The sequence below is a fragment of the Snodgrassella alvi genome (assembly GCF_040741455.2).
GTDB lineage: Bacteria > Pseudomonadota > Gammaproteobacteria > Burkholderiales > Neisseriaceae > Snodgrassella > Snodgrassella alvi_E.
Map to the genome: position 1 here is coordinate 406,810 of NZ_CP160328.2, position 21,612 is coordinate 428,421.

The following is a 21,612-nucleotide window of genomic DNA, read 5'->3' on the forward strand; positions in this document are numbered from 1 at the left end:
TTTCCTCAAGAAGTTAAAAGCACATATCAGACAAGAGCCACAATCAATGGACCTAACAGTGTCAGGAACACATTGGCTAATGCATATGTAACGGCAAATGGAGTAGTAGGAATGGCATTACCTGCTTTATCCAATACTTCACCAAATGCAGGATTGGCACTACGTGAACCAGCCAGCGCACCGGCAAAGATTGCAGCGTTGTCATAACGCAGCACATAGCGACCAAAGAAAATTGCAAGAATCATCGGGACTAGTGTTACCACAACACCAATCAAAAACAGTGTCAGGCCATGTTCTTTAATTGTGGTAATTGCCTGTAAACCAGACTGCAAACCTACTACAGACACAAATCCAGCCAGACCGAAATCTTTCATGAACTGGGAAGCAGCTACCGGCATATTGCCAAACGTCTGCTTGCGAGCACGTAACCAGCCGAAAAACAGACCAGACAACAGCGCACCGCCACCTGCACCCAGCGTAATCGGGATATTGCCTACACGGACAACCACCCAGCCAATAATCAGGCCAAGTACCACACCCAGACCGTGATAAGCCCAGTCGGTTTTACTGTTCACTGTAATTGGCGCACCAATAATATGAACAACACGATTAATATCACTGGTAGAACCATAGATGGTCATCACATCACCGAGTTTGAATTCGGTATCCGGTGTTACATCCAATTTTTCACCGTTGCGATGTAGAGCAATCAGATATATACCATGCTGAATTTCAAAATCGTGGTCACTGGAATGCACTTTGGAACGGATTTCAGCCATAGTTTTGTTGGCATAATCAGGGTTGCGGAAGACTACGTCTTTGGTATCCACAATCACTTCAAGACCCTGTTCAGAATCCAGCTCACGTCCAAACAATGTGCTAACAGCAGCCACTGCTTCACGGCGGCCTACGATCAGAATGATGTCGTCTTTTTTCAGCACTGTAGACGGTGTACAATCAATTAAATTACCGTGACGTTTGATGCGCTCAATGGTAATACCCAGATTGTCCAGCTCAATATCTTTAATGGATTTCTGAATGTCATTTTCCACTACATAGATACGACCTACCATCTGCGTAATCGCCATACCCTGATTACCTTCCAGTGCCATTGCACCTTTCAGCTGTTCAGCTTCAGCAGCTACCGCATCATCGCGAATATCACGACCCATGATTTTCGGCAGCAAGTTCATACAGATAATGATCGCGCCTAATGAACCAAAGATATAAGTCACCGCATAGCCAATGGCCACATTAGCCTGTAATTGCTGCAACTGATCAGCAGGCAGTCCCATATGTGTCAAGGCATCGGCAGCAGTACCCAAAATCGCTGACTGGGTTAAACCACCGGCAGCAAGGCCAGCAGCCAGACCTTTATCCAGGTGGAACAGGCGTGCCATAATCATCACCGTGATAAAACCAGTAATGGCAATGAACAAAGCCAAAAAGATTTCACGCAGGGTTTTTACACCTAGTGAACGGAAAAACTGGGGACCACTTTCATAACCCACAGCATAAATAAATAAAGTAAACAGCAATGCCTTAAGACCAGAATCAATGTGTACATTGAGTAAGCTTAAAACCACTGCCACCAGCAGAGAGCCAGCTACTCCGCCAAGCTGGAACTTACCGAAACGAATACTACCCAGTAAGTAGCCCAGACTTAATGACAGAAACAGCAGAATAACCGGCGATTCCTGAATATTAGTCAAAACCCAATTCAACATATGTCTACCTTCTCCTGAAAGAACGAAGGCTAGTGTGCGCTTGTGTGCTTTTAATTTTTGTCTTAATTTCAATAGGTATGAAAATAATTGATAACTTTAGTATTTTGTTAATTTTAATTGCATAAAATTAAATCAAATAATCACATTTAACTACTATGTAATAGCAATTTCACACTTTCCAAAAAGCGAAATTAAAAGCATGCAACCTCTGATTTATAAGCAAAAAGTTAAGAGATTGTTCAGATAAATTCATTCATAAATAAACATTATTATATTTTAATTATGCTTATTGAGTTTTTAATTAGAAATATTCAATAAATATGTATTACTACTCGCATTAAAATATTTCATTTCTTACTAAATATATTTAGCCAAAAAGCATAATAATTTATTAAGATATATAAATGTCATTTCAAATACAATTGAGAATCTCTAACATATTGAAATGATAATAGGAATCTTAATTAACAACTCCTTTATTTTTGATTGATTCTGTAGCCAATTCACCACAAAAAAAGATTTTAAACAAAAAAAAATGCCATTAAAATTAACAAAAATTGCATATTAAAAAAATTTGGCTTATTGGATAGAAATTCATTTCAATTATATTCATAAATTTTACTAAAACCCCTTATTCGTTTTTCATACCTTCGTTTTGCCGATTTTTCTTATCAAAATCTGCTTTAATCAATGCATAAAATACAAATAAACAATTAAGAAATAACATTATTTTTATAAAGCCAGATCATTCATTCTTCTTTTTCAGTGGTTGCACATCAGCAAGTGCATTTATTTTTGGTTTATGGTGGCAAGATAAAACAAAAGCCTGAGAAAAATCTCAGGCTTTAATCAATATAAATCAAATCCAGCATTTATTACATCTGCCGAACCTTATCTTTCTAAGCAAATACCTTTTAGCGCAATATAGGTACAGCTTCAGTATTAATAAAATTGACCACACCACTTACTTGATTCTGCACATTATCAACTGCATCGGTACCGGTTGCATCTGTAGCAGACTCTTCATCTGTGTCTGACTGAGTAGCAGCAACATCATCTCCATATAAAGTAAATGGTTCAGGTGTCGAAGTATCAGGTTCTACCCCAATATCCTTAATCAGACGCTGATATTCTGAAGATTGAGCCAGTAATAGTTTGGCCGCCTTAAGCAGATTATTGACTTCACTATGTGCTAGATAAAACGTTGTTGGAATATGAATGACTTTATCCCTCAGCGGTGATGGCGGCATATCCAACAAATTCACACTCACATAATATACCTGTGGTGTACCCTCACTGCGGCTCTCGTTCCACCAATCCACATATTTTTGAAACTGATGCTGCGTATCTTCTGAATATTTTTCAATCGGTATACTTGTAAGTGCACGCACAACTTCAGCTGTACCTGGAACACTAGCACTACTATCTATGGAATTTTTGCGCTGAGTTTGTGCATTAACATTAATAATAATGATTTTATGAATCTTCGCCGACTCAAGCCGGTCATATAAAGTTTTATTACTATAAAGCTCCGTGGCATCCAGCAGACTGCGCAAACCCAGATTATCGGTCAGCCCACCATCCAATAAGTGAATATATGGCCGCTTCTGACTATCTTGATACTGCTTCAAATTGGCACGGTATACGGCTCTAGTCTGCGCTCGGAATGAAGTCGTCCCAGTAGCATCAACATTATTACTATCAACTAAGTTATCCGGTAAATGATAGTGGCAGTTGCCACCATTATTATTTAAAGTTACCGGAGCAAAGACGAGCGGTACTGCACTGGATGCAGCCACCGCGCGCGCAATCGGCAAATCGGTCAGGTCCAAACAAAGTAAATCAAAATATTCTTGGGTAAAATCCAGACGGCTGCCCAGACTCATATCAGTAGCACTAATCACTACAAACGGCCCTTGCCGCTTATTATTTAAATCAGCATAAGTTGCTCCGTGATATAAGTGCAAATCCAGCTGCTCCTGCAATAAATCTCCACGGCCAAATTCTGGTGAACCCAGCCTTGACCAGTTTGCCATCGAGAATAACTGTCCAATAAGCATTTTCTGTAAATTCAAATTGAGAAAATTCTGCTCGAATTTTGGAATAGTTTCCGATCCATGCAGCCCGAAATAAGTAGCCAGGATAGAACCACCGGAAATCCCATACACCACATCTACCGTATCCAAGAGGCTTTTAGGCCGGCCATCTATTTTGACCTGTTGTTTTTTCAGCGATTCAAGCACGCCATAGCCGAAAGCAGCCGCACGAGTCCCCCCACCGGACAGCATGACAATTCCGATTACATCATCTTTCTTATCCGCTTTATTATTAAGTAGAGCGCGTTGCAAACGATAGCCGTCTGGATTCTTACTAACATCATCTATTACAGCTACAGGCTGATAACGCAGAGTAGAACAAGCTGCCAGCCCGAATAATGCCATCAACATCAGCACTTGTCGCATCAGTGATCGATTAAAACATAGCTGCATGCATGGCTCCCGAAGCAGAAAATATAGATATTAAACAATATTCTTACAGAAATCATACGTCGCATTAGCGAGTAAACTAATAGTGCGACATCTTCAACACTTAATTTTGAATATACAGCATTTGCATTTCAGCACAATGCTCATTCCTCCTCACTGCTTTGCCAGCCTCCTCCCAGTGCCTTATATAAATTCACTAGATTACGTGCCTCTTCCAGCCTTACCTGCACTTGCTTGTCAGCAATATCCTCGGCATTCAGGCGTGCACGCAAACTGCGATCGAGCGTCATATCGCCAAAGCGAAACAACTTTTCAGCGGCGCCAGCCTGACTGGTTGCCTGAGTTTGTGCCTGATGTATCAACTTCGTCTGCTGATACAGACTAAACTGCATCTGATAGGCATTATCCACTTCAGCTAAAGCTTGAAGAATTAGATGATCATATTCAGCAATTGCAGCCTGTAGCTGAGCGTCTGCTCTTTCGATATTGTGTTTAATCCGTCCGGCAGTAAATACCGGAATCGTCATACTGGCGTCTAATAACCCGCCTGTATTTTTTAAATATGAAGTATTACTATTTAAATGTATTTGTCCTGTCTGCCATAAAAAATTCAGGCTGAAGCGTGGCAACCTATCAGCTTTAGCACTGGCTAGACCAGCACTCATTGCTTTCACCATATTTTCCTGAGTGCGAATATCTGGTCGACGCGTAATCACGTCTAGAGGCAGTTGTCCGGCCGGCGCAGCGGGAAGTTGCTGCAAAATATCCACTGGTGCAGTTGCAATGACAAAACCTTGCGGTTCCTGACCTGTTAAAACCGCTATATTGCGCTGATACACTTCAGCCTGAGCCTGATAAGTAGCAATCTGCGCCTGCATCGAAGACAACTTGGCGGCCACTTCTCTCACATCATAAGCCGTCGCCTGCCCAGCACGGAAACGACCTTGTGTATAGCGCTGCAACTGTTTCAGCGTCGCCACACTGTGTTCGCCTATTTTTGCCCGCTGCTGCATGGCTCGCATTTTCAGATAATTCTCTGCAATCTCACTGCTAAGCATCATTTGCGCACCATGCCAACGCTCAGTAGCGCTTAGGCTTAGATATCGCATTTCATCAGCGTCACTGCGTTTCTGTCCAAACACGTCAGGTTCCCAACTGGCGGTAAAACCTGCCTGCACACTATTGCCATGCAAACGAGTGCGATTGGCACCCAGAGGCGATCCTGCAGCCTGCAAATAATCACGAGTATTGCCAATCAAAGGCAAATTCAGATCTTTCAGAGTATTGTCACCATTATATCGATGCAGGCCGCCACTACTTTCTACTCCAGCTTGTGGGCGCAAATCCGCTTCAGCCATGGCTGCACTGGCTCGCGCTGCAAGCATATTGTCCTTTATGCTAGCCAGATTACGATTGTTTTTCAAACCGATTTTAATCAGGTCGTTTAATACCGGATCAGGCCAGCTCTGCCACCAGCGGCTGATATCTGCTGTTCCCCGTGCTGCAGCATTCTGCTCAAACTGTTGAGGAATACCCACTGTAGACCTCACCTTTATATCGGTACGGCTACAGCCTGCCAGTAAACCCAAAGCGAGTACTACTGCCAACCACGTTTTATTCATTTCCATTTGTCCTGAATCTACGACATCTACATTAAGAATGCTGCGCCAGCATGCCGCGAAAACGTGACAGTGCCAAGGCCAGAAACAGCACGCCCATAATGGACATCATCATAATTTTCGGCCATACGGTCATCAGCCCAGCATTGCGAAACAACACATCCTGACTAAACTGAGTAAATTGTGTTTCAGGCGACAACCATGTTATATACTGAAAAAAAGCAGGCATACTTTCCAAAGGTGATTCCGAACCAGAAAGCAACCGCATCACCACATATATCGGCAAACACAGCAAGCCAAATTGCGGCATCGTCGGCGCCAGCGTGGCAAACCAAATACCCAGCGAAGCCACCGAAAATAAATAAATAAACATACCCAGACTAAACAACGACACCGAGCCGTTAATCGGAATATGCAGCCATCCCTCAATCACCAGCCACAGCGACAACAGCGAAGCCACCGAAATCACAGCACCATTAGCAAAAATCTTCGCCATCACAATTTCACTAGGACGTACCGGCATCACCAATAACTGCTCAATCGTGCCGTGTTCGCGCTCACGAATAACCGCTGCCCCTACCAGAATAATTGCCAACAAAGTTAAGTTCGATACCACATTCATTGTTGCAATAAACCACGCCGATTCGCCATTGGGATTAAATTGGACATTCATCACTGGCGTGACCGGTGAAAAAGTAGCGGCCGACTGTTGCCGTAAAAAAGAACGCGTTTGCGCATCAATAATCTGACTTAAATAATTAAAGCCAATACCAGCCTGAGTTACCGACGTTGCATCAGCCAGAACCTGAATAGTAGGCGATCTGCCAGCCACCACATCACGCTCAAAATTAGCCGGAATATCGAGAACAAAAACATAGTCGCCTTTATCCATTGCCGCATCAATATCTTCGCGTCTTACTTCTACCGGCGGCTTAAAATAAGGTTCCAGCAGCGCATCCCGAATCCGGTACGATAACACACTGTGATCTGCATCCATCACCGCTACAGAAGCATGGCGCACCTCAGTAGAAATACTGGTAGCAACTGTATAAATAGCCACGGACAGCACCACCACCATCAGCGCAATCAGCACCACATCGCTTAGCAGACTTTTCAGCTCCTTAACACTCAGTACCCAGACATTTTTAAACCATTGCAGCATCTACACCTCCTGCTTTTTCAACAAGCAGCCGGCCAGAAACACATACGCCAGACAAAATGCCAGCAAAACCAGATAGTAGTTAATGAAATCCAGAAAACCCAATCCTTTAGTAAAACCTCCAAGACTAATTAGCTGATACCATGCCGTGGGGAAACTCCAGCCCAGCCAGTAATTAATACCGGTGAGCGTAGACAACGGATAGAGCAAGCCAGAGAAATTAAGCGCCGGAATCAGCGACAGAATGGCCGAACCGAAAATTGCCGCCACCTGAGACTTCACAAAGCTAGAAATAAGCAAACCAAATGCCGTGGCAGCACAAATCAGTGCCAGCGCTCCCACACTCATGGCTAGAAAACTGCCACGTACTGGTACACCAAGCACCACTACTGCCAGCCACACTAGAATCAAATAGCTAATAAAAGAAACCACAACATAGGGAATCTGCTTGCCAATCAGAAACTGCCTTACCGAAGCCGGCGAAGTGTATAAATTGGTAATCGAACCAATTTCTCGCTCCCGCACCACACCCAGCGCCGTCATCATCACCGGTATTAGCATCATCGCCATCATAATCATACCGGGTGTAATTGCAAAAATGCTCTTAAAATCCTGATTATAAACATAACGAGGCGCAACCTGTGCTGCCGGTTTAAGCGAAATAGGTAAACCCGTCTGTGCCCATTCCGCCGCTGCATAGCGTTCCAGTATCATGAGAATAAAGCTTTTAATGTTTTCTGCCATAAAGGGCATCGTGCCATCAACATAAAAACCAACTTCCGGCTTATCTCCGCGCAGTAAGTCACGGCCAAAATGTGGCGGTATATCAATAACAAGACGCGCCTTAGATACCTTCAACGTTTCATCAATTTCATTTGCACTGTGCAGCGTGCCAGTAAAAGTAAAATAGCGCGAACCACGGAAATATTCGACTAAAGCACGGCTTTCCACCGTCTGGTCACGGTCCATTACCGCAAATTTCACATGTTCCACATCAAAGGATACAGACCACGCCGCCATCATCATCAGCACTACCGGTCCAAACAAGGCAAAAAATAGGCGAATTTTATCTCGCATCAGTTCTTTGCCTTCACGTACTGCAAACGTCCATACCGTCCGAAACCAGTAAGAAACACTGTCCGCATTCATAGCCTTCCCTGCCACAGCTGGCGCCATTGCAGTTTGCTGCTGTTTCTTCTGTTCTGAATCTACCTGCGGCACACTATTCTCTGTTTTGTCTACCGCTTCCTGTAAATAATCAATAAAAGCAGTTTCCAGATCATCTGTTTGTTTATTGGCACACAATTCCTGTGGTGTACCAATTGCCAGCACCCGCCCCTGATGCATAAACGATATACGGTCACAGCGTTGCGCTTCATTCATAAAGTGGGTAGATACAAAAATTGTGGTGCGATTCTGGCGTGATAAATCCAGCAGATGATGCCAGAACATATCTCTGGCCACAGGATCCACACCAGAGGTAGGCTCATCCAGTATCAGAACTTGTGGATGATGCAAACAGGCAGCAGCCAGTTGCAAACGTTGACGAATACCTAAAGGCAATTCACTCGGTTGCGTATCAGAAAATTCCTGTAAATCAAACTGCTGCAACGATTCCAGTATCGCCGATTCAATTTGATTTGTATCCATTTCATACAGCTTGGCAGAGAGCACCAGATTTTGCCGCACCGTCAATTCTTCATACAAAGAAAACGACTGCGACATGTAACCAATCTTCATGCGCGTCGTCATATCATTAGCATCAACAGTTTTACCCAGCAGCTTAGCACTACCAGAGCTGGCATCCAGCAAGCCGGTAAGCATTTTCATCGTAGTTGATTTGCCGCATCCATTAGAGCCCAAAAAACCGAAAATTTCGCCCCGTTCAATAGTAAAACTTACATTATTAACTGCTACAAAATCGCCAAATCGCTTAGTTAATTCCTTAGCCTCAATTGCCGGAGGTGAATTTTTGTCTGGTACAAACGGCGTCAGCTCCAAACTGCCACCTTTATTTTGCTTTGCCTCAGGCAACATTTTCACATACGCCTGTTCCAGCGTAACCGTATGCGTATCTTCCAGCACCTGCTGCGTAGGAGCATTAACAATCAGACGACCATCGTCCATAGCCAGCAGATATTCAAAGCGTTTGGCCTCGTCAAAATAGGCGGTAGCGACAATTACAGTCATATCCGGGTTTTCCACCCGTAATTCATCAATTAGTTGCCAAAACTGCCGCCGCGACAATGGATCCACACCAGTAGTCGGTTCATCCAGAATCAGCAGTTCCGGATTATGTACCAACGCACAACACAGACTCAGCTTTTGCTTCATACCACCAGAAAGCTTACCAGCTGGTCGTTCGGCAAACGGAGCCAATCTGGTTGCCTGCAACAAACGAGCAATCCGCTGCTTGCGCTCCTCACCACGCAAACCAAATAGCCGCGCATGAAAATCCACATTTTCATTCACTGATAAAGTTGGATACAGATTTTGTCCCAGCCCTTGTGGCATAAAGGCAATCCGGTGACTTAGCAATTGGCGGCTGTGTTTCAACGCCATACTTTCACCAAAAACCAGCACATCACCTTGCTGGATAATCTTCACACCAGCTATCAAAGACAGCAAAGTAGATTTACCTACCCCGTCTGGTCCAATCAGTCCCACCGTTGCGCAGCGGCGGATTTGCAAAGATACATCGCGCAATGCCACCGTCTGCCGATACTGATGTGACACATGGCGTAAATCAACTGCCCAATCTTCCTCTGTATCAGCCTGCTCTCTGGCAGTTTTCTCCATTTCAGGCACCCTTGGCTGCTGGTTTTAAATTAGGTAATTTAACCTGCCATTGCTGCGGCCAAGCTTTATTGTTATCAAAACGGATATAGCCATTACCCGTTAATCCGCCCTTGAGCAAACCGCTGTACCGCAACGCCACCTGTGCCGGAATTTTCAGTTTTACCTTATACATCAGCTTCTGCCGCTCATTCAGCGTTTCCACAAATTTCGGCGTAAACTGCGCATTAGAATCAATAAAATCCACTTTAGCTGGCCATACTGCATCCATTCCATCCAGCACAATCCTTGCCTCATCACCGAGTTTCAGCTTACCAATCGTATCGGTAGGCAAATATACCGACAAAGTTACATCAGTCGGGTCAAGCAAAGAAACAACCTTATTCCCCTCACCCAGCACATTGCCCGCTTCAGCAATCCGGTACTCCACTCGACCTGCTTTCGGTGCCCGAATCAGCATATCGTTATTAGCAGAAAATGTCGCATCAATCTGTGCTTGTGCCTGTTTCACTGCCGCAAGCGCCTCAGCACGTGCTGCCTGCGCTGATTTTACCTTGGCAATTGCCGCATCTCGTTCCGCCAGACGTCGGCGTAATTCAGGTGCAGACACCAATTCATCCGATTTAAGCTGGCGCGCATTGTCCAGATCCATCTGCGCCACTTTATGAGCTTGTTGCTGGGCAGCAATTTCCGCCTCAGCCTTAGATACATTTTCCAGCGCACGTTGCTTATCTGCGCGCGCGGCCGCCAGCTTACTACTGGTCTGATCAGATGACAGTTCAGCCAAAACCTGATTTTTGGCTACCACATCCCCCTCATCCACCTTCATTTCAATTACTCGTCCAGAATAAAGTGTCGCCACATCCAGCCGTTTTAACTCCATGCGTCCGTTTCCGCCTGCAAAACCATCCGGTAAAGACACATGACTGCGAATATTTATCCAAACCGCCACACCTACCAGAACCAATACCACCAACACAAACAACAGCCTTCTTGTTTTCATTTATCTGTCCCTGAATGAACTGTTTTTTATTGGCCTCACATCATGAAACCCACCAGAATTTCATCACGCAAGTTAACATATAAAATATACACACTTTTCATTAATAACAATAGTTTACTATCACTGTTGTAGTGTTACCATAACCTGTTTCTGGCACAGAATCGTCCACATAGACAGTGTTCGCACCAGCCAGCTACTTGCCAGCCTGCTTTTTTTTACTGACAATCAAAGCACCCTTCATAAGGACAACCAACATGATTATAGTAATGCAGCGTCAGGCTACCGAAACACAGATTAACAGCGTCATCAGCTACATCCGTGAGCGCGGATTGCACGAGCATATTTCGCGCGGAGAAGAGCGCACTATTATTGGCGCAGTTGGTGACGAAAGAGTGTTTGAACCACGCGAACTGGAAGCACTAGCCGGAGTAGAAAAAGCCATGCGCATACTTCAGGATTGGCGCATCATCAGCCGCGAGACCAAAGCCGAAGACACCGTCATTACCGTACGCGGACAGCAGCTTGGCGGCAACCATCAGAAATTGGTAGCCAGCGTAACCAACACACAATTGCCAGAAAACATCAACATATTCATCGATCCCTTTTTTCAAGCGGCCTCACCCTATACCCCACCATCTCAACCGCAAACCAATATGCAGCAACAGATAGCCAGTGCCCATCAAGCAGGTAAATCAGTATGGCTACGCATCAGAGACGTGCGCCAGCTCGAACCAGCCTTACAAGCAGAGGCCGACATCATTTACCTGGGCGGCGAACTCATGTCTAACCGTACCCTGCTCAACGAAGTGGGATGCCTAAATATCCCTGTCGTATTGTGTAAAGACAAACATCATCAAGTCGATGACTGGCTTATAGCTGCTGAGCACATCGCCTTAAAAGGTAACCACCACCTTATGCTTGGAGAAGCAGGCACCCTCAGCCTTGAGCGCAATGCCCCTTACCGCCTTGACGTAGAAGCCATTGTTAAAGCCAGAAAAATTACCCATCTACCCATCGTTGCCAACATTTCACATCTCGCCCATGCCTATATGGACTCCACCACACTCATGCAGATAGCACAGGCGGCAGGAGCCCACATTATCATTTATTAACTGGACAATAAGTCTAAAATTAAAAATTTTACAAAAACAAATAATTTCTTTAAATTTGGACAAATTAATTCAGAAAATGCATAAAATTTGTCCAAATAAAGCATAAAAATGCACAAAACTAAAAAATTAAAGCATAAAATAAAATTTTAACCTCAAAATAGGAGTAAACTTCACAAAAATAGCACTTGCTTAACATCAACACCTGCTTTATCGTAAACACTCATTTAGCTAACCCAAACCTGCTCATCCGACTACCGGACGCAGAACCAACAGTTCATCACAATAAGTGCGTTCGCGTACCCCAAATCGCTGTTCGCATTTATTAAATCTTACCGGATTGCAGATGCATTGGTTACGTGTCAGTCGGACAGCCAGAACATAAGAGGTTGATATGCAACTTTCAGGTGCACAAATACTCGTGCAGAGTCTCAAAGCCGAGAATGTAGAATATGTTTTCGGATATCCCGGCGGAGCAGTTCTCGAAATATACGACGCCATCTTTCAATTAAAAAAATTTCGCCATATCCTTGTCAGACACGAACAGGCTGCCGTACATGCAGCTGATGCTTACTCACGTGCCAGCAACGGTGAAAAAATAGGCGTCGCACTGGTTACTTCCGGCCCAGGAGCCACCAATGCTATCACCGGTATCGCCACCGCCAATTCCGACTCTGTCCCACTCGTGGTCATTTCCGGTCAGGTAGGCACACCGGCTATTGGTTCCGATGCTTTTCAGGAAGTAGACACCATCGGCATCTCCCGCCCCTGTGTCAAACATAACTTTTTAGTTACCCATATTGGCGAACTAGCTGAAACCATTAAAAAAGCCTTTCAGATTGCCCGCACAGGCCGCCCAGGCGTAGTCGTGATTGATGTGCCCAAAGATGTAACACAGGCAATGGCCAAATTCAGCTATCCACAAGAAGACATCAACATCCGCTCCTATCAGCCCGTAACCCATGGGCACACTGGCCAGATTAAAAAAGCTGCACAAGTACTGGCCGCAGCCAAACGCCCAATAGTACTGTTCGGCGGTGGCGTAGTATTAGGCAATGCCAGCAACGTACTCACTGATTTCATTCAGTCTACCGGTACCCCCTGTGTTGCCACCTTGATGGGGCTGGGTGCATTTCCCAGTACCAACCGCCAGTTTCTCGGTATGGTAGGTATGCATGGCAGCTATGAAGGCAATTTAGCATTACAAAACGCCGATGTTGTACTAGCCGTTGGGGCACGCTTTGACGACCGCGTTATCTCCGTACCGGACAAATTCACCGATGATGGCAAAAAAATTATCCACATCGATATCGACCCCTCCAGCATCGCCAAACGCGTAAAAGTAGATGTACCGATTGTTGGCGATGTTAAAAACGTATTAACAGATTTGCTAGCACTGTGGCAGAAACAAAATCTGGCATTCAGCAACAACGCTCTGGAAAAATGGTGGAAATCCATTGAAAACTGGCGCAGTCACAACAGCCTGTGGTTTGAAAGCGCAGATGAATACATCAAACCACAGCAAGTCATCCAGACACTAGCCAAAATCACAGGTAACAACGCCCTCATTACCTCCGACGTTGGCCAGCATCAGATGTTTACTGCACAGTACTATCCGTTTCAACGTCCCCGTCAATGGCTCAATTCAGGCGGACTAGGTACCATGGGTGTAGGACTGCCTTATGCCATGGGTGCCAAACTGGCGCGGCCGGAAGAAGATGTATTCTGCATTACTGGTGAAGGTTCCATACAAATGAATATTCAAGAACTTTCCACCTGCTACCAATACCGTCTGCCCATTAAGGTCATCAACCTCAACAATGGCTTTCTCGGCATGGTGCGCCAGTGGCAGGAGCTCTACTACGAAAACCGTTACTCCGAAACCTACATGGATTCACTGCCAGATTTTGTCAAACTGGCGGAAGCGTACGGACACGTCGGAATTCGGGTTGAAAAACCTGCGGATATAGAAGGTGCACTGAAAGAAGCTATTGCTCTGAAAGACCGTCTAGTATTTATGGACTTCATTACCGACCGCACCCAAAATGTCTACCCAATGGTGGGTAACGGCAAAGGTCTGGATGAGATGGTGCTGCCACCACATATGGATAAAATCAAAGCTACAGCTGCCAACGAGCGCGAGCAGAATAGCCGGAGCGCATCATGAGACACATCTTATCTATTCTGATGGAAAATCAATCTGGTGCGATGAGCCGTATAGTCGGCCTATTTTCAGCCCGTGCCTACAACATCGATTCCTTATCTGTTTCCCCCACAGAAGATAGAACCTTATCACGCATGACCATCGTTACCAGTGGCAGCGACAATGTCATGGAGCAAATAACCAAACAGCTCAACAAACTGATTGAGGTTATCAAAGTAATCGATTTAAACGACAGCCAGTATGTCGAACGTGAACTCATGCTGGTCAAACTACGTGCCACCGGCAAAGACCGCGATGAAATCCTGCGCCTAGCTGATATTTTCCGCGGCCACATCATCGACGTGACCGACAAAACCTATACTGTAGAAATCACCGGTACCAGCAACAAGCTCGATGCCTTTCTAGACACTGTAGGCAAAACACTGATTCTAGAAACCGTCCGTACCGGAGCTGCCGGCATTGGCCGCGGTGAACGCATGCTACGCATTTAAGCACAAACCCAAACACCTTCGGCCGCATCAGGCCGAAACATGAACATAACCAAGACACAAAGTTTTAACAAAAGGAATAACAATGCAAGTTTATTACGATAAAGACGCCGATCTTTCATTAATCAAAGGCAAAAGCGTAGCCATTATCGGCTATGGCTCACAAGGACATGCACACGCAGCCAACCTAAAAGATTCAGGCGTTAATGTAATCGTCGGCTTACGCAAAAATGGCAACTCTTGGCACAAAGCAGTTAATGCCGGCCATGATGTACGCGAAGTAGCCGAAGCTACTAAAGCCGCTGATGTAGTCATGATACTTACCCCTGATGAATTTCAGCCTGCCGTATACATCAACGAAATTGCCCCCAACCTCAAAGACAACGCTACCGTAGCCTTTGCCCACGGTTTCAACATTCATTACAACCAAATCATTCCAGCTAAAAATTTGGATGTGGTGATGATTGCTCCTAAAGGCCCAGGCCATACCGTACGCAGCGAATTCCTCAAAGGCGGCGGCGTACCTAGCTTGATTGCCGTACATCAGGATGCCACTGGCCGTGCCCGTGACATTGCATTGTCTTATGCTGCTGCCAACGGCGGCACCAAAGGCGGCGTAATTCAAACCACATTCAAAGAAGAAACCGAAACCGACCTCTTTGGCGAACAAGCCGTATTGTGCGGCGGTTTGGTTGAATTAATCAAAACCGGTTTTGAAACGCTGGTAGAAGCCGGCTACGCTCCAGAAATGGCCTACTTCGAATGTCTGCATGAAATGAAACTGATTGTAGACCTTATCTACGAAGGCGGAATTGCCAATATGAATTATTCCATTTCCAACAACGCAGAATACGGCGAATACTTTACCGGCCCACAAGTAGTTAATCAGCACTCCCGCCAAGCCATGCGTGAAGCATTAAAACGCATTCAGAATGGCGACTATGCTAAATCATTCATCGTCGAAGGTGCTACCAACTATCCTTCCATGACAGCCCGCCGCCGCCAAAATGCCGAGCACCCGATTGAAATTATTGGTACCCAATTACGCAGCATGATGCCATGGATTGCCAAAAACAAACTGGTTGATCAGGACAAAAACTAATCAGCCGCAGCAGTCTGCTTGATTTAAAGCAAAAGCTTGTGTATGCATTTTCCATATACAAGCTTTTTTTAACCCTTTCAACCAAAAATAAATATGACCAATACCCCCGCATCGCAGTCAGCTACTGCAACCGCAAAAACACAAAACTCGCCTACCAAAGTCGCTATCGCCAGCCTTGTAGGCACCGCCGTTGAGTTTTACGACTTCTATATCTACGGTCTGGCCGCCGCCTTGGTACTGGGTGACCTGTTTTTTCCAATTCAAGACAAAGCCCTCACAACTATGGCGTCCTTTCTGACTTTCGGCATCGCCTTTATTGCCCGCCCGATTGGTGCCGCATTATTTGGCCATTTTGGCGACAAAGTCGGACGTAAAACCACCCTTATCGCATCCCTACTTATCATGGGTATCAGTACCACCCTAATTGGTATTCTCCCCACATACCAGCAAGCTGGCTTTATCGCCCCATTATGCTTATGCGTCCTGCGCTTCTGTCAAGGCATCGGTCTTGGCGGTGAATGGGGCGGTGCCGCTTTATTGGCTACAGAAAATGCGCCTAAAGGCAAACGCGCCTTATTTGCCATGTTTCCGCAAATAGGGCCTCCTATCGGCTTCATTACAGCCAGTCTGATATTTATACTTCTGTCCAAGCATCTAAACAACGATCAAATGTTGGCATGGGGCTGGCGCATTCCATTCCTACTAAGCATCGTATTGGTTGGCCTCGGCATGTATGTCCGCATGTCTATTATTGAAAGCCAAGCATTCCGCAACATGGTTGCCAGGCAAAATCACGTCAAAGTGCCACTGAATGATACCGTTCGCAAACATTACAAACAGCTCATTCTTGGCTCCTTGGCTGCTATGTCGTGCTTCACCCTATTCTTCCTGACCACCGTATTTTCACTGCAATACGCCACCACCGCCCACCCATGGCAAAGTACGTCTTTATTTAACAAAATCGAATACCTATCCATCCTCATGGGGGCAATCGTATTCATGGCCATAGGGTCACCCATCTCTGCATGGCTGTCAGACAGAATCGGCCGTCGTCCCGTATTTCTGATAGGAGGCATCATCACCATCATAATCGGCCTCTTCTATGGCGATTTAATCAACAACAACAGCACCATAGTAGCAGCTGTATTCTTGTCTTTTTCCCTCTTTATCATGGGAATATTATGGACACCTCTGGCCGCGTTTCTGCCAGAAATTTTTCCAACCAACGTACGTTATACCGGAGCGGCCATCTCCTTTAGCTTCGGCGGCATACTGGGTGGGTCACTCACTCCTTTTCTCGCCGCATCACTTGTTAAAGAATACGGTTTACAAGGTAGCGTCTACATTGGCTGGTTTCTCATAGCCGCCTGCCTACTCAGCATCATTGCCGTACTATTACTGCCTGAAACCCATCGGCAAGAAATAGAAAACTGATACAAATAAAAAACCGATTGATTCAATCGGTTTTTTAATGCCTCATTCACACAGCCCCAGCGTCAGTCAGTCTTCAAAAGCATCACTTTCTGCTAAAATACTCACGAAAACACAGCATAGCAGAAATCATCATGAGCATAATCAATAACAAAAAAGCCTTTCACGATTACTTTATCGAAGAGCAAATAGAAGCCGGTATCGTCCTCGAAGGCTGGGAAGTCAAAGCCATCCGTGCCGGCCGCGTGCAAATCAAAGAAAGCTATATTCAATGGAAAAAAGGTGCATTCTATCTGGTCGGCAGCCACATCACCGCATTACCCACAGCGTCCAATCACGTTAAACCTGATCCAGTACGGCAGCGTAAACTACTGCTTAAACAATCAGAAATCAACAAATTGATTGGTAAAGTAGAACGCAGCGGCTATACCCTTGTTCCCGTAAACATGCATTACAGCCATGGCTATGTCAAAATCGATATGGGTTTAGCCAAAGGTAAAAAACAGCACGACAAACGCCAGAGTAGCAAAGAAAAAGACTGGAACCGCGAAAAACAGCGGCTCATGAAACAGGCTCGCTGATTTATGTATAAAATAAAATCTTTACAAGGGAAATTGAATCAACACAATTTCCCTTTTTCATAAATTTCCGCATAAAAAAGCCAAAATAAATTTCTTTTAATTGATTTGAATTTCGTAATAATTCCCAGCGGTCTAACATAACCTAATTTATAAAATATCTTTCTCATAAGATACTGTTAACCCATGTTAAAATAAAAAATATATTGGAAAATCCAAATACCTCAATCCAATCTATTTAATATATAATTTAAGCGATGAAGCGAGAAGTTATGAAAATGTTATTGGTAAAATAAAGCTAATACATCAATCCACACATAAATAATCTCCTTTATCAGAATATCAACTGTGGCCATCTATCAGCTTTTTTCAGGTAATAAAAAGCAGTCCTCAGGAAATCAAATAAAACAACGTAGGCAACCACCAACGCTGAGCACTTCTGAATAATCTCACGAGTTAAAATAACGTTGAAAGCTTCACATACCTCTTCTCTTGAAACAGCAGTACATATTGGCAACGCTCTTTTCATAACCAGCTTAAAACTAAAAAACGTGCACGTGTCACTGAAATAATAAACATCATTGGAAAAAAATTCTGGATTTTTTTATCGATTAACAATACCTTTCACCGCATAAACAACTTCAGGTACAAGCATGAATGATCTGCAAGCAATTTTAAAAGTAATGAAGGAATGGCGCTGCAATTCCAAAGCTTATGCCAGAATTTATCTGTTTGCCTGCTGCGTATGTGCATTTATATCACTGGTGTGCGGGCTGGATGTATTAACCAGACACAATGAAACGGGCAGTTTATTGTTTTTTACATCAGCACTCATATGTACCTTTTTTCTCTTCAGAAGATATAAAAACAAACGGCACAACATTAAACAAGTTCGCTTCACCACTAAGGCAATTTACATAGAAAAACTAAAATTAGATATCAGCTACCTTAAATCAGTTGAATACATCAGAACACTTAAAAACAGCGATAACTCAATTATCTCTATCGAATTCTGCATGACATTTTTTCCTAATACGCTAGTTAAAGATAACGTACATTTTTATATGGAATTCGGAAAAATATTATTAGGTACCAGCGAGAAATACGACTACCAGAGACGATTCATCAATGTACTGAAGGTACTTGCAAAAGACAGACGAGAACAATTGAAAAAACAGCAAAATTAGATTCAAACAGCAAAACATCCTTACCCAAAACGCATCAGCATTAAAATAAACAAATTAATCAATCTTATCAGGAAATATTGCATATTTTCAAAACATGCCTCCTCCCCATGTCAGGCAGAAGCAGAAATAAAAACCGAAAAGTGTTAAAATAACGCGCTTTATATCCAAACACCCGTCAAGAGCCTAGCATGAATCAGGATAAAATCTTAATTCTCGATTTTGGTTCACAAGTAACCCAGCTCATCGCCCGGCGCGTACGTGAAGCTCATGTTTATTGTGAATTACATTCATTTGATATGCCCATTGCCGATATCAAGGCATTTGCCCCTAAAGGCATTATCCTGTCCGGTGGCCCCAATTCAGTCTACGAATCAGACTATCAGGCCAATCCGGAAATTCTGAATCTCGGCATTCCCATTCTCGGCATTTGCTACGGCATGCAATGGCTGGCGCATACCATGGGCGGAGAAGTAAGCGGTGGCGACCAGCGCGAATTCGGCTATGCTCAGGTGCACACAGAAGACAGCCAATTCACCAATGGCATTTTTGACAACCAGCCCAACACACTGGATGTGTGGATGAGCCATGGTGACAAAGTCAGCAAACTGCCGGTAGGCTTTAAAAGCATTGGCCACACCCCGAGCTGCCCCTATGCCATTATTGAAAACCCGCAAAAACACTTTTACGGCGTACAGTTTCACCCAGAAGTAACCCACACCAAACAAGGGCGTGAATTAATCAATCGCTTCGTACTGGATATTTGTCAGGCCAAACCAAGCTGGACAATGCCAAACTACATTGAAGAAGCAGTCAGCAAGATTCGTGAACAAGTAGGTACCGATGAAGTCATTCTGGGGCTTTCTGGTGGGGTTGATTCATCTGTAGCCGCAGCACTGATTCACCGCGCCATCGGAGACCAGCTAACCTGCGTATTTGTAGATCATGGCTTACTGCGCTATAAAGAAGCTCAGATGGTCATGGATATGTTTGGAAAAAATCTTGGCGTAAACGTTATTCACGTAGACGCTTCTGCAGATTTTCTATCTAAATTATCAGGTGAAACCGACCCAGAACGCAAACGTAAAATCATCGGTGCCGAATTTGTCGAAGTCTTCCAGCGCGAAGCCGGCAAACGTCAGAATGCCAAATGGCTGGCTCAAGGCACAATTTATCCAGATGTAATTGAAAGTGCCGGAGCCAAAACAAAAAAAGCACATGCCATTAAAAGCCATCACAACGTGGGTGGACTACCAGAAACCCTCAACCTGCAACTACTCGAGCCACTGCGAGACCTTTTCAAAGACGAAGTACGCGAATTGGGCGTAGCTTTAGGTTTACCACGCGACATGGTATACCGTCACCCCTTCCCTGGTCCCGGCTTAGGCGTGCGAATTCTAGGAGAAGTAAAACGCGAATATGCTGATTTACTGCGCCGTGCCGACCATATCTTTATCGAAGAATTACGCAACACCTGTGATGAAGACGGCGTATCTTGGTACGACAAAACCAGTCAGGCATTTGCCGTTTTCCTGCCAGTAAAATCCGTAGGCGTCATGGGCGATGGCCGCACCTACGAATATGTAGTTGCTTTACGAGCTGTGATTACCAGCGATTTCATGACCGCTCACTGGGCACATTTACCCTACGATTTACTGGGTCGCGTATCCAATCGCATCATCAACGAAGTGCGCGGCATCAACCGCGTAGTGTACGATGTCAGTGGCAAACCACCTGCTACTATTGAATGGGAATAAAATACCTATTCCAAAATAGTTGGATAGCCTCAGTTAAAGCCAGTGATATCAATAGGTTCACTGGCTTTTTAGTTTTTTTAATCCAGACTAATCCAGCACGGTCTTTAGATTTTTACCATAAAAAATAACGGTAAAAATTTTAATATACTTTGATATGCTATATTTTTACCATCTAAAGTTACGGTAAAATTTAATTAATGTTTAAGGGAAAATATATGTTGACTGAAACTAAATTGAAGGCATTAAAACCCAAGGATAAAGTCTATAAGATTTCAGATCGTTATGGTTCATATGTTACTATTGCTAAATCGAATTTAATCACATTTAGATTTGATTACAAAATTAATGAGCGACGAGAGACATTAACAATCGGTAAGTATAGCGATATATCATTAGGTGATGCCGGAGAACAATTAATGAATGCTAATAAATTATTAGCCCAAGGCGTTTCCCCAGCGACGGAAAGCAACGCATAAATGAACAAGGAAAACTCAATTATTTTAGTGATTGGCTAGAAAAGTGGCTAAAAGATGTTAATGATAAAGAGAGCACGTGCAATATTGTTGAAGGTATTATCAAACGTGATGTTTTGCCTAAGTTTGGCAAAAAAGCCCTCAATGAAATCACTGCTGATATGCTAAGAAGCCATTGAAAAAAATTAAAGATAGAGGGGCATCTGCATCAGCTGTAAGAAATTGTGATATTGTTGGTAGTGTATTTAACTATGCATAGGCTAGAGGAATTAATTGTGAAAACCCTGCCGAATATGTTGCCCCTCAACGATAGCGATATTTAATTCTAAAGATAGAGCCTTATCTAAACGAAAGATCGGTATTTTCTTTAATATCTTAAAAAAAAGCTCAAACTCCTCACACTTCAAAGGCTGCTTTAAAACTACTTTTGTTAACTTTGGTTGTAAAAATATTTTAGTTAATGCTATATGGGATGAAATTGATTTTGTAACAGAGGAATGGACAATACCTGTGGAAAAAATGAAGGTAAATCGCCA

The 21,612-nt window shown here is 44.1% G+C and carries 16 protein-coding genes; 10 read left to right on the forward strand and 6 right to left on the reverse strand.

All coding sequences use genetic code 11. The features are described from left to right. Window positions 1-26 precede the first annotated feature (26 nt). The 6 genes from aspT to ABU615_RS02010 all read right to left on the reverse strand — a co-directional run bounded on the left by aspT (window position 27) and on the right by ABU615_RS02010 (window position 10,790). Window positions 27-1,727: an aspartate-alanine antiporter gene (aspT, locus tag ABU615_RS01985; protein ID WP_100140569.1), complete on the reverse strand. Its 1,701-nt coding sequence runs from the start codon at window positions 1,725-1,727 to the stop codon at window positions 27-29. A 914-nt stretch (window positions 1,728-2,641) separates the two neighbouring features. Further along, the gene (locus ABU615_RS01990; protein ID WP_367488053.1) at window positions 2,642-4,216 is read right to left on the reverse strand and encodes a patatin-like phospholipase family protein; all 1,575 of its coding nucleotides are present in this window, start codon (window positions 4,214-4,216) and stop codon (window positions 2,642-2,644) included. Window positions 4,217-4,356: 140 nt separating this feature from the next. Then, window positions 4,357-5,835, reverse strand: coding sequence for an efflux transporter outer membrane subunit (locus ABU615_RS01995; protein WP_370389101.1), 1,479 nt, complete (start codon window positions 5,833-5,835; stop codon window positions 4,357-4,359). Window positions 5,836-5,866: 31 nt separating this feature from the next. Beyond that, complete coding sequence (locus ABU615_RS02000; RefSeq protein WP_100152656.1) at window positions 5,867-6,994, reverse strand: ABC transporter permease; 1,128 nt, start codon at window positions 6,992-6,994, stop codon at window positions 5,867-5,869. Then, window positions 6,995-9,790: a ribosome-associated ATPase/putative transporter RbbA gene (gene rbbA / locus ABU615_RS02005; RefSeq protein WP_370389102.1), complete on the reverse strand. Its 2,796-nt coding sequence runs from the start codon at window positions 9,788-9,790 to the stop codon at window positions 6,995-6,997. Between the two features lies 1 nt (window position 9,791). Beyond that, window positions 9,792-10,790 carry an HlyD family secretion protein gene (locus ABU615_RS02010; RefSeq protein ID WP_370389103.1) on the reverse strand — a complete coding sequence of 333 codons (999 nt, stop codon included), beginning with the start codon at window positions 10,788-10,790 and terminating at the stop codon, window positions 9,792-9,794. Between the two features lie 254 nt (window positions 10,791-11,044). Here ABU615_RS02010 and ABU615_RS02015 point away from each other — a divergent pair, with 254 nt between their 5' ends. From ABU615_RS02015 to ABU615_RS02060, 10 genes are all read left to right on the forward strand, one after another. Then, on the forward strand, window positions 11,045-11,902 hold the full coding sequence (locus ABU615_RS02015; protein WP_370389104.1) for a chorismate mutase: 858 nt from the start codon (window positions 11,045-11,047) through the stop codon (window positions 11,900-11,902). Between the two features lie 391 nt (window positions 11,903-12,293). After that, window positions 12,294-14,066, forward strand: coding sequence for a biosynthetic-type acetolactate synthase large subunit (gene ilvB, locus ABU615_RS02020; protein WP_370389105.1), 1,773 nt, complete (start codon window positions 12,294-12,296; stop codon window positions 14,064-14,066). Continuing rightward, complete coding sequence (ilvN, locus tag ABU615_RS02025; RefSeq protein ID WP_100140561.1) at window positions 14,063-14,554, forward strand: acetolactate synthase small subunit; 492 nt, start codon at window positions 14,063-14,065, stop codon at window positions 14,552-14,554. The genes ilvB and ilvN overlap by 4 nt, the downstream gene beginning before the upstream one ends. 82 nt (window positions 14,555-14,636) lie before the next feature. Then, window positions 14,637-15,653, forward strand: a complete 1,017-nt coding sequence (ilvC, locus tag ABU615_RS02030; RefSeq protein WP_367488007.1) for a ketol-acid reductoisomerase — start codon at window positions 14,637-14,639, stop codon at window positions 15,651-15,653. Between the two features lie 93 nt (window positions 15,654-15,746). Next, complete coding sequence (locus ABU615_RS02035; RefSeq protein ID WP_367488005.1) at window positions 15,747-17,087, forward strand: MFS transporter; 1,341 nt, start codon at window positions 15,747-15,749, stop codon at window positions 17,085-17,087. A gap of 131 nt (window positions 17,088-17,218) precedes the next feature. Continuing rightward, window positions 17,219-17,665, forward strand: coding sequence for an SsrA-binding protein SmpB (gene smpB / locus ABU615_RS02040; protein ID WP_037405662.1), 447 nt, complete (start codon window positions 17,219-17,221; stop codon window positions 17,663-17,665). Window positions 17,666-18,315: 650 nt separating this feature from the next. Next, window positions 18,316-18,849: a hypothetical protein gene (locus ABU615_RS02045; protein WP_370389106.1), complete on the forward strand. Its 534-nt coding sequence runs from the start codon at window positions 18,316-18,318 to the stop codon at window positions 18,847-18,849. A 188-nt stretch (window positions 18,850-19,037) separates the two neighbouring features. Next, entirely contained in the window at window positions 19,038-20,603 is a 1,566-nt protein-coding gene (gene guaA, locus ABU615_RS02050; RefSeq protein ID WP_370389107.1) for a glutamine-hydrolyzing GMP synthase, read from the forward strand. A gap of 215 nt (window positions 20,604-20,818) precedes the next feature. Beyond that, window positions 20,819-21,079 carry an Arm DNA-binding domain-containing protein gene (locus ABU615_RS02055; RefSeq protein ID WP_367488003.1) on the forward strand — a complete coding sequence of 87 codons (261 nt, stop codon included), beginning with the start codon at window positions 20,819-20,821 and terminating at the stop codon, window positions 21,077-21,079. Then, the gene (locus ABU615_RS02060) at window positions 21,076-21,255 is read left to right on the forward strand and encodes a hypothetical protein (RefSeq protein ID WP_370389338.1); all 180 of its coding nucleotides are present in this window, start codon (window positions 21,076-21,078) and stop codon (window positions 21,253-21,255) included. The genes ABU615_RS02055 and ABU615_RS02060 overlap by 4 nt, the downstream gene beginning before the upstream one ends. Window positions 21,256-21,612 lie beyond the last annotated feature (357 nt).

Coding starts and splice junctions, on each gene's coding strand:
- aspT (WP_100140569.1), bottom strand. CDS start 1,727: ATGTTGAATTGGGTTTTGACTAATATTCAGGAATCGCCGGTTATTCTG.
- ABU615_RS01990 (WP_367488053.1), bottom strand. CDS start 4,216: ATGCAGCTATGTTTTAATCGATCACTGATGCGACAAGTGCTGATGTTG.
- ABU615_RS01995 (WP_370389101.1), bottom strand. CDS start 5,835: ATGAATAAAACGTGGTTGGCAGTAGTACTCGCTTTGGGTTTACTGGCA.
- ABU615_RS02000 (WP_100152656.1), bottom strand. CDS start 6,994: ATGCTGCAATGGTTTAAAAATGTCTGGGTACTGAGTGTTAAGGAGCTG.
- rbbA (WP_370389102.1), bottom strand. CDS start 9,790: ATGGAGAAAACTGCCAGAGAGCAGGCTGATACAGAGGAAGATTGGGCA.
- ABU615_RS02010 (WP_370389103.1), bottom strand. CDS start 10,790: ATGAAAACAAGAAGGCTGTTGTTTGTGTTGGTGGTATTGGTTCTGGTA.
- ABU615_RS02015 (WP_370389104.1), top strand. CDS start 11,045: ATGATTATAGTAATGCAGCGTCAGGCTACCGAAACACAGATTAACAGC.
- ilvB (WP_370389105.1), top strand. CDS start 12,294: ATGCAACTTTCAGGTGCACAAATACTCGTGCAGAGTCTCAAAGCCGAG.
- ilvN (WP_100140561.1), top strand. CDS start 14,063: ATGAGACACATCTTATCTATTCTGATGGAAAATCAATCTGGTGCGATG.
- ilvC (WP_367488007.1), top strand. CDS start 14,637: ATGCAAGTTTATTACGATAAAGACGCCGATCTTTCATTAATCAAAGGC.
- ABU615_RS02035 (WP_367488005.1), top strand. CDS start 15,747: ATGACCAATACCCCCGCATCGCAGTCAGCTACTGCAACCGCAAAAACA.
- smpB (WP_037405662.1), top strand. CDS start 17,219: ATGAGCATAATCAATAACAAAAAAGCCTTTCACGATTACTTTATCGAA.
- ABU615_RS02045 (WP_370389106.1), top strand. CDS start 18,316: ATGAATGATCTGCAAGCAATTTTAAAAGTAATGAAGGAATGGCGCTGC.
- guaA (WP_370389107.1), top strand. CDS start 19,038: ATGAATCAGGATAAAATCTTAATTCTCGATTTTGGTTCACAAGTAACC.
- ABU615_RS02055 (WP_367488003.1), top strand. CDS start 20,819: ATGTTGACTGAAACTAAATTGAAGGCATTAAAACCCAAGGATAAAGTC.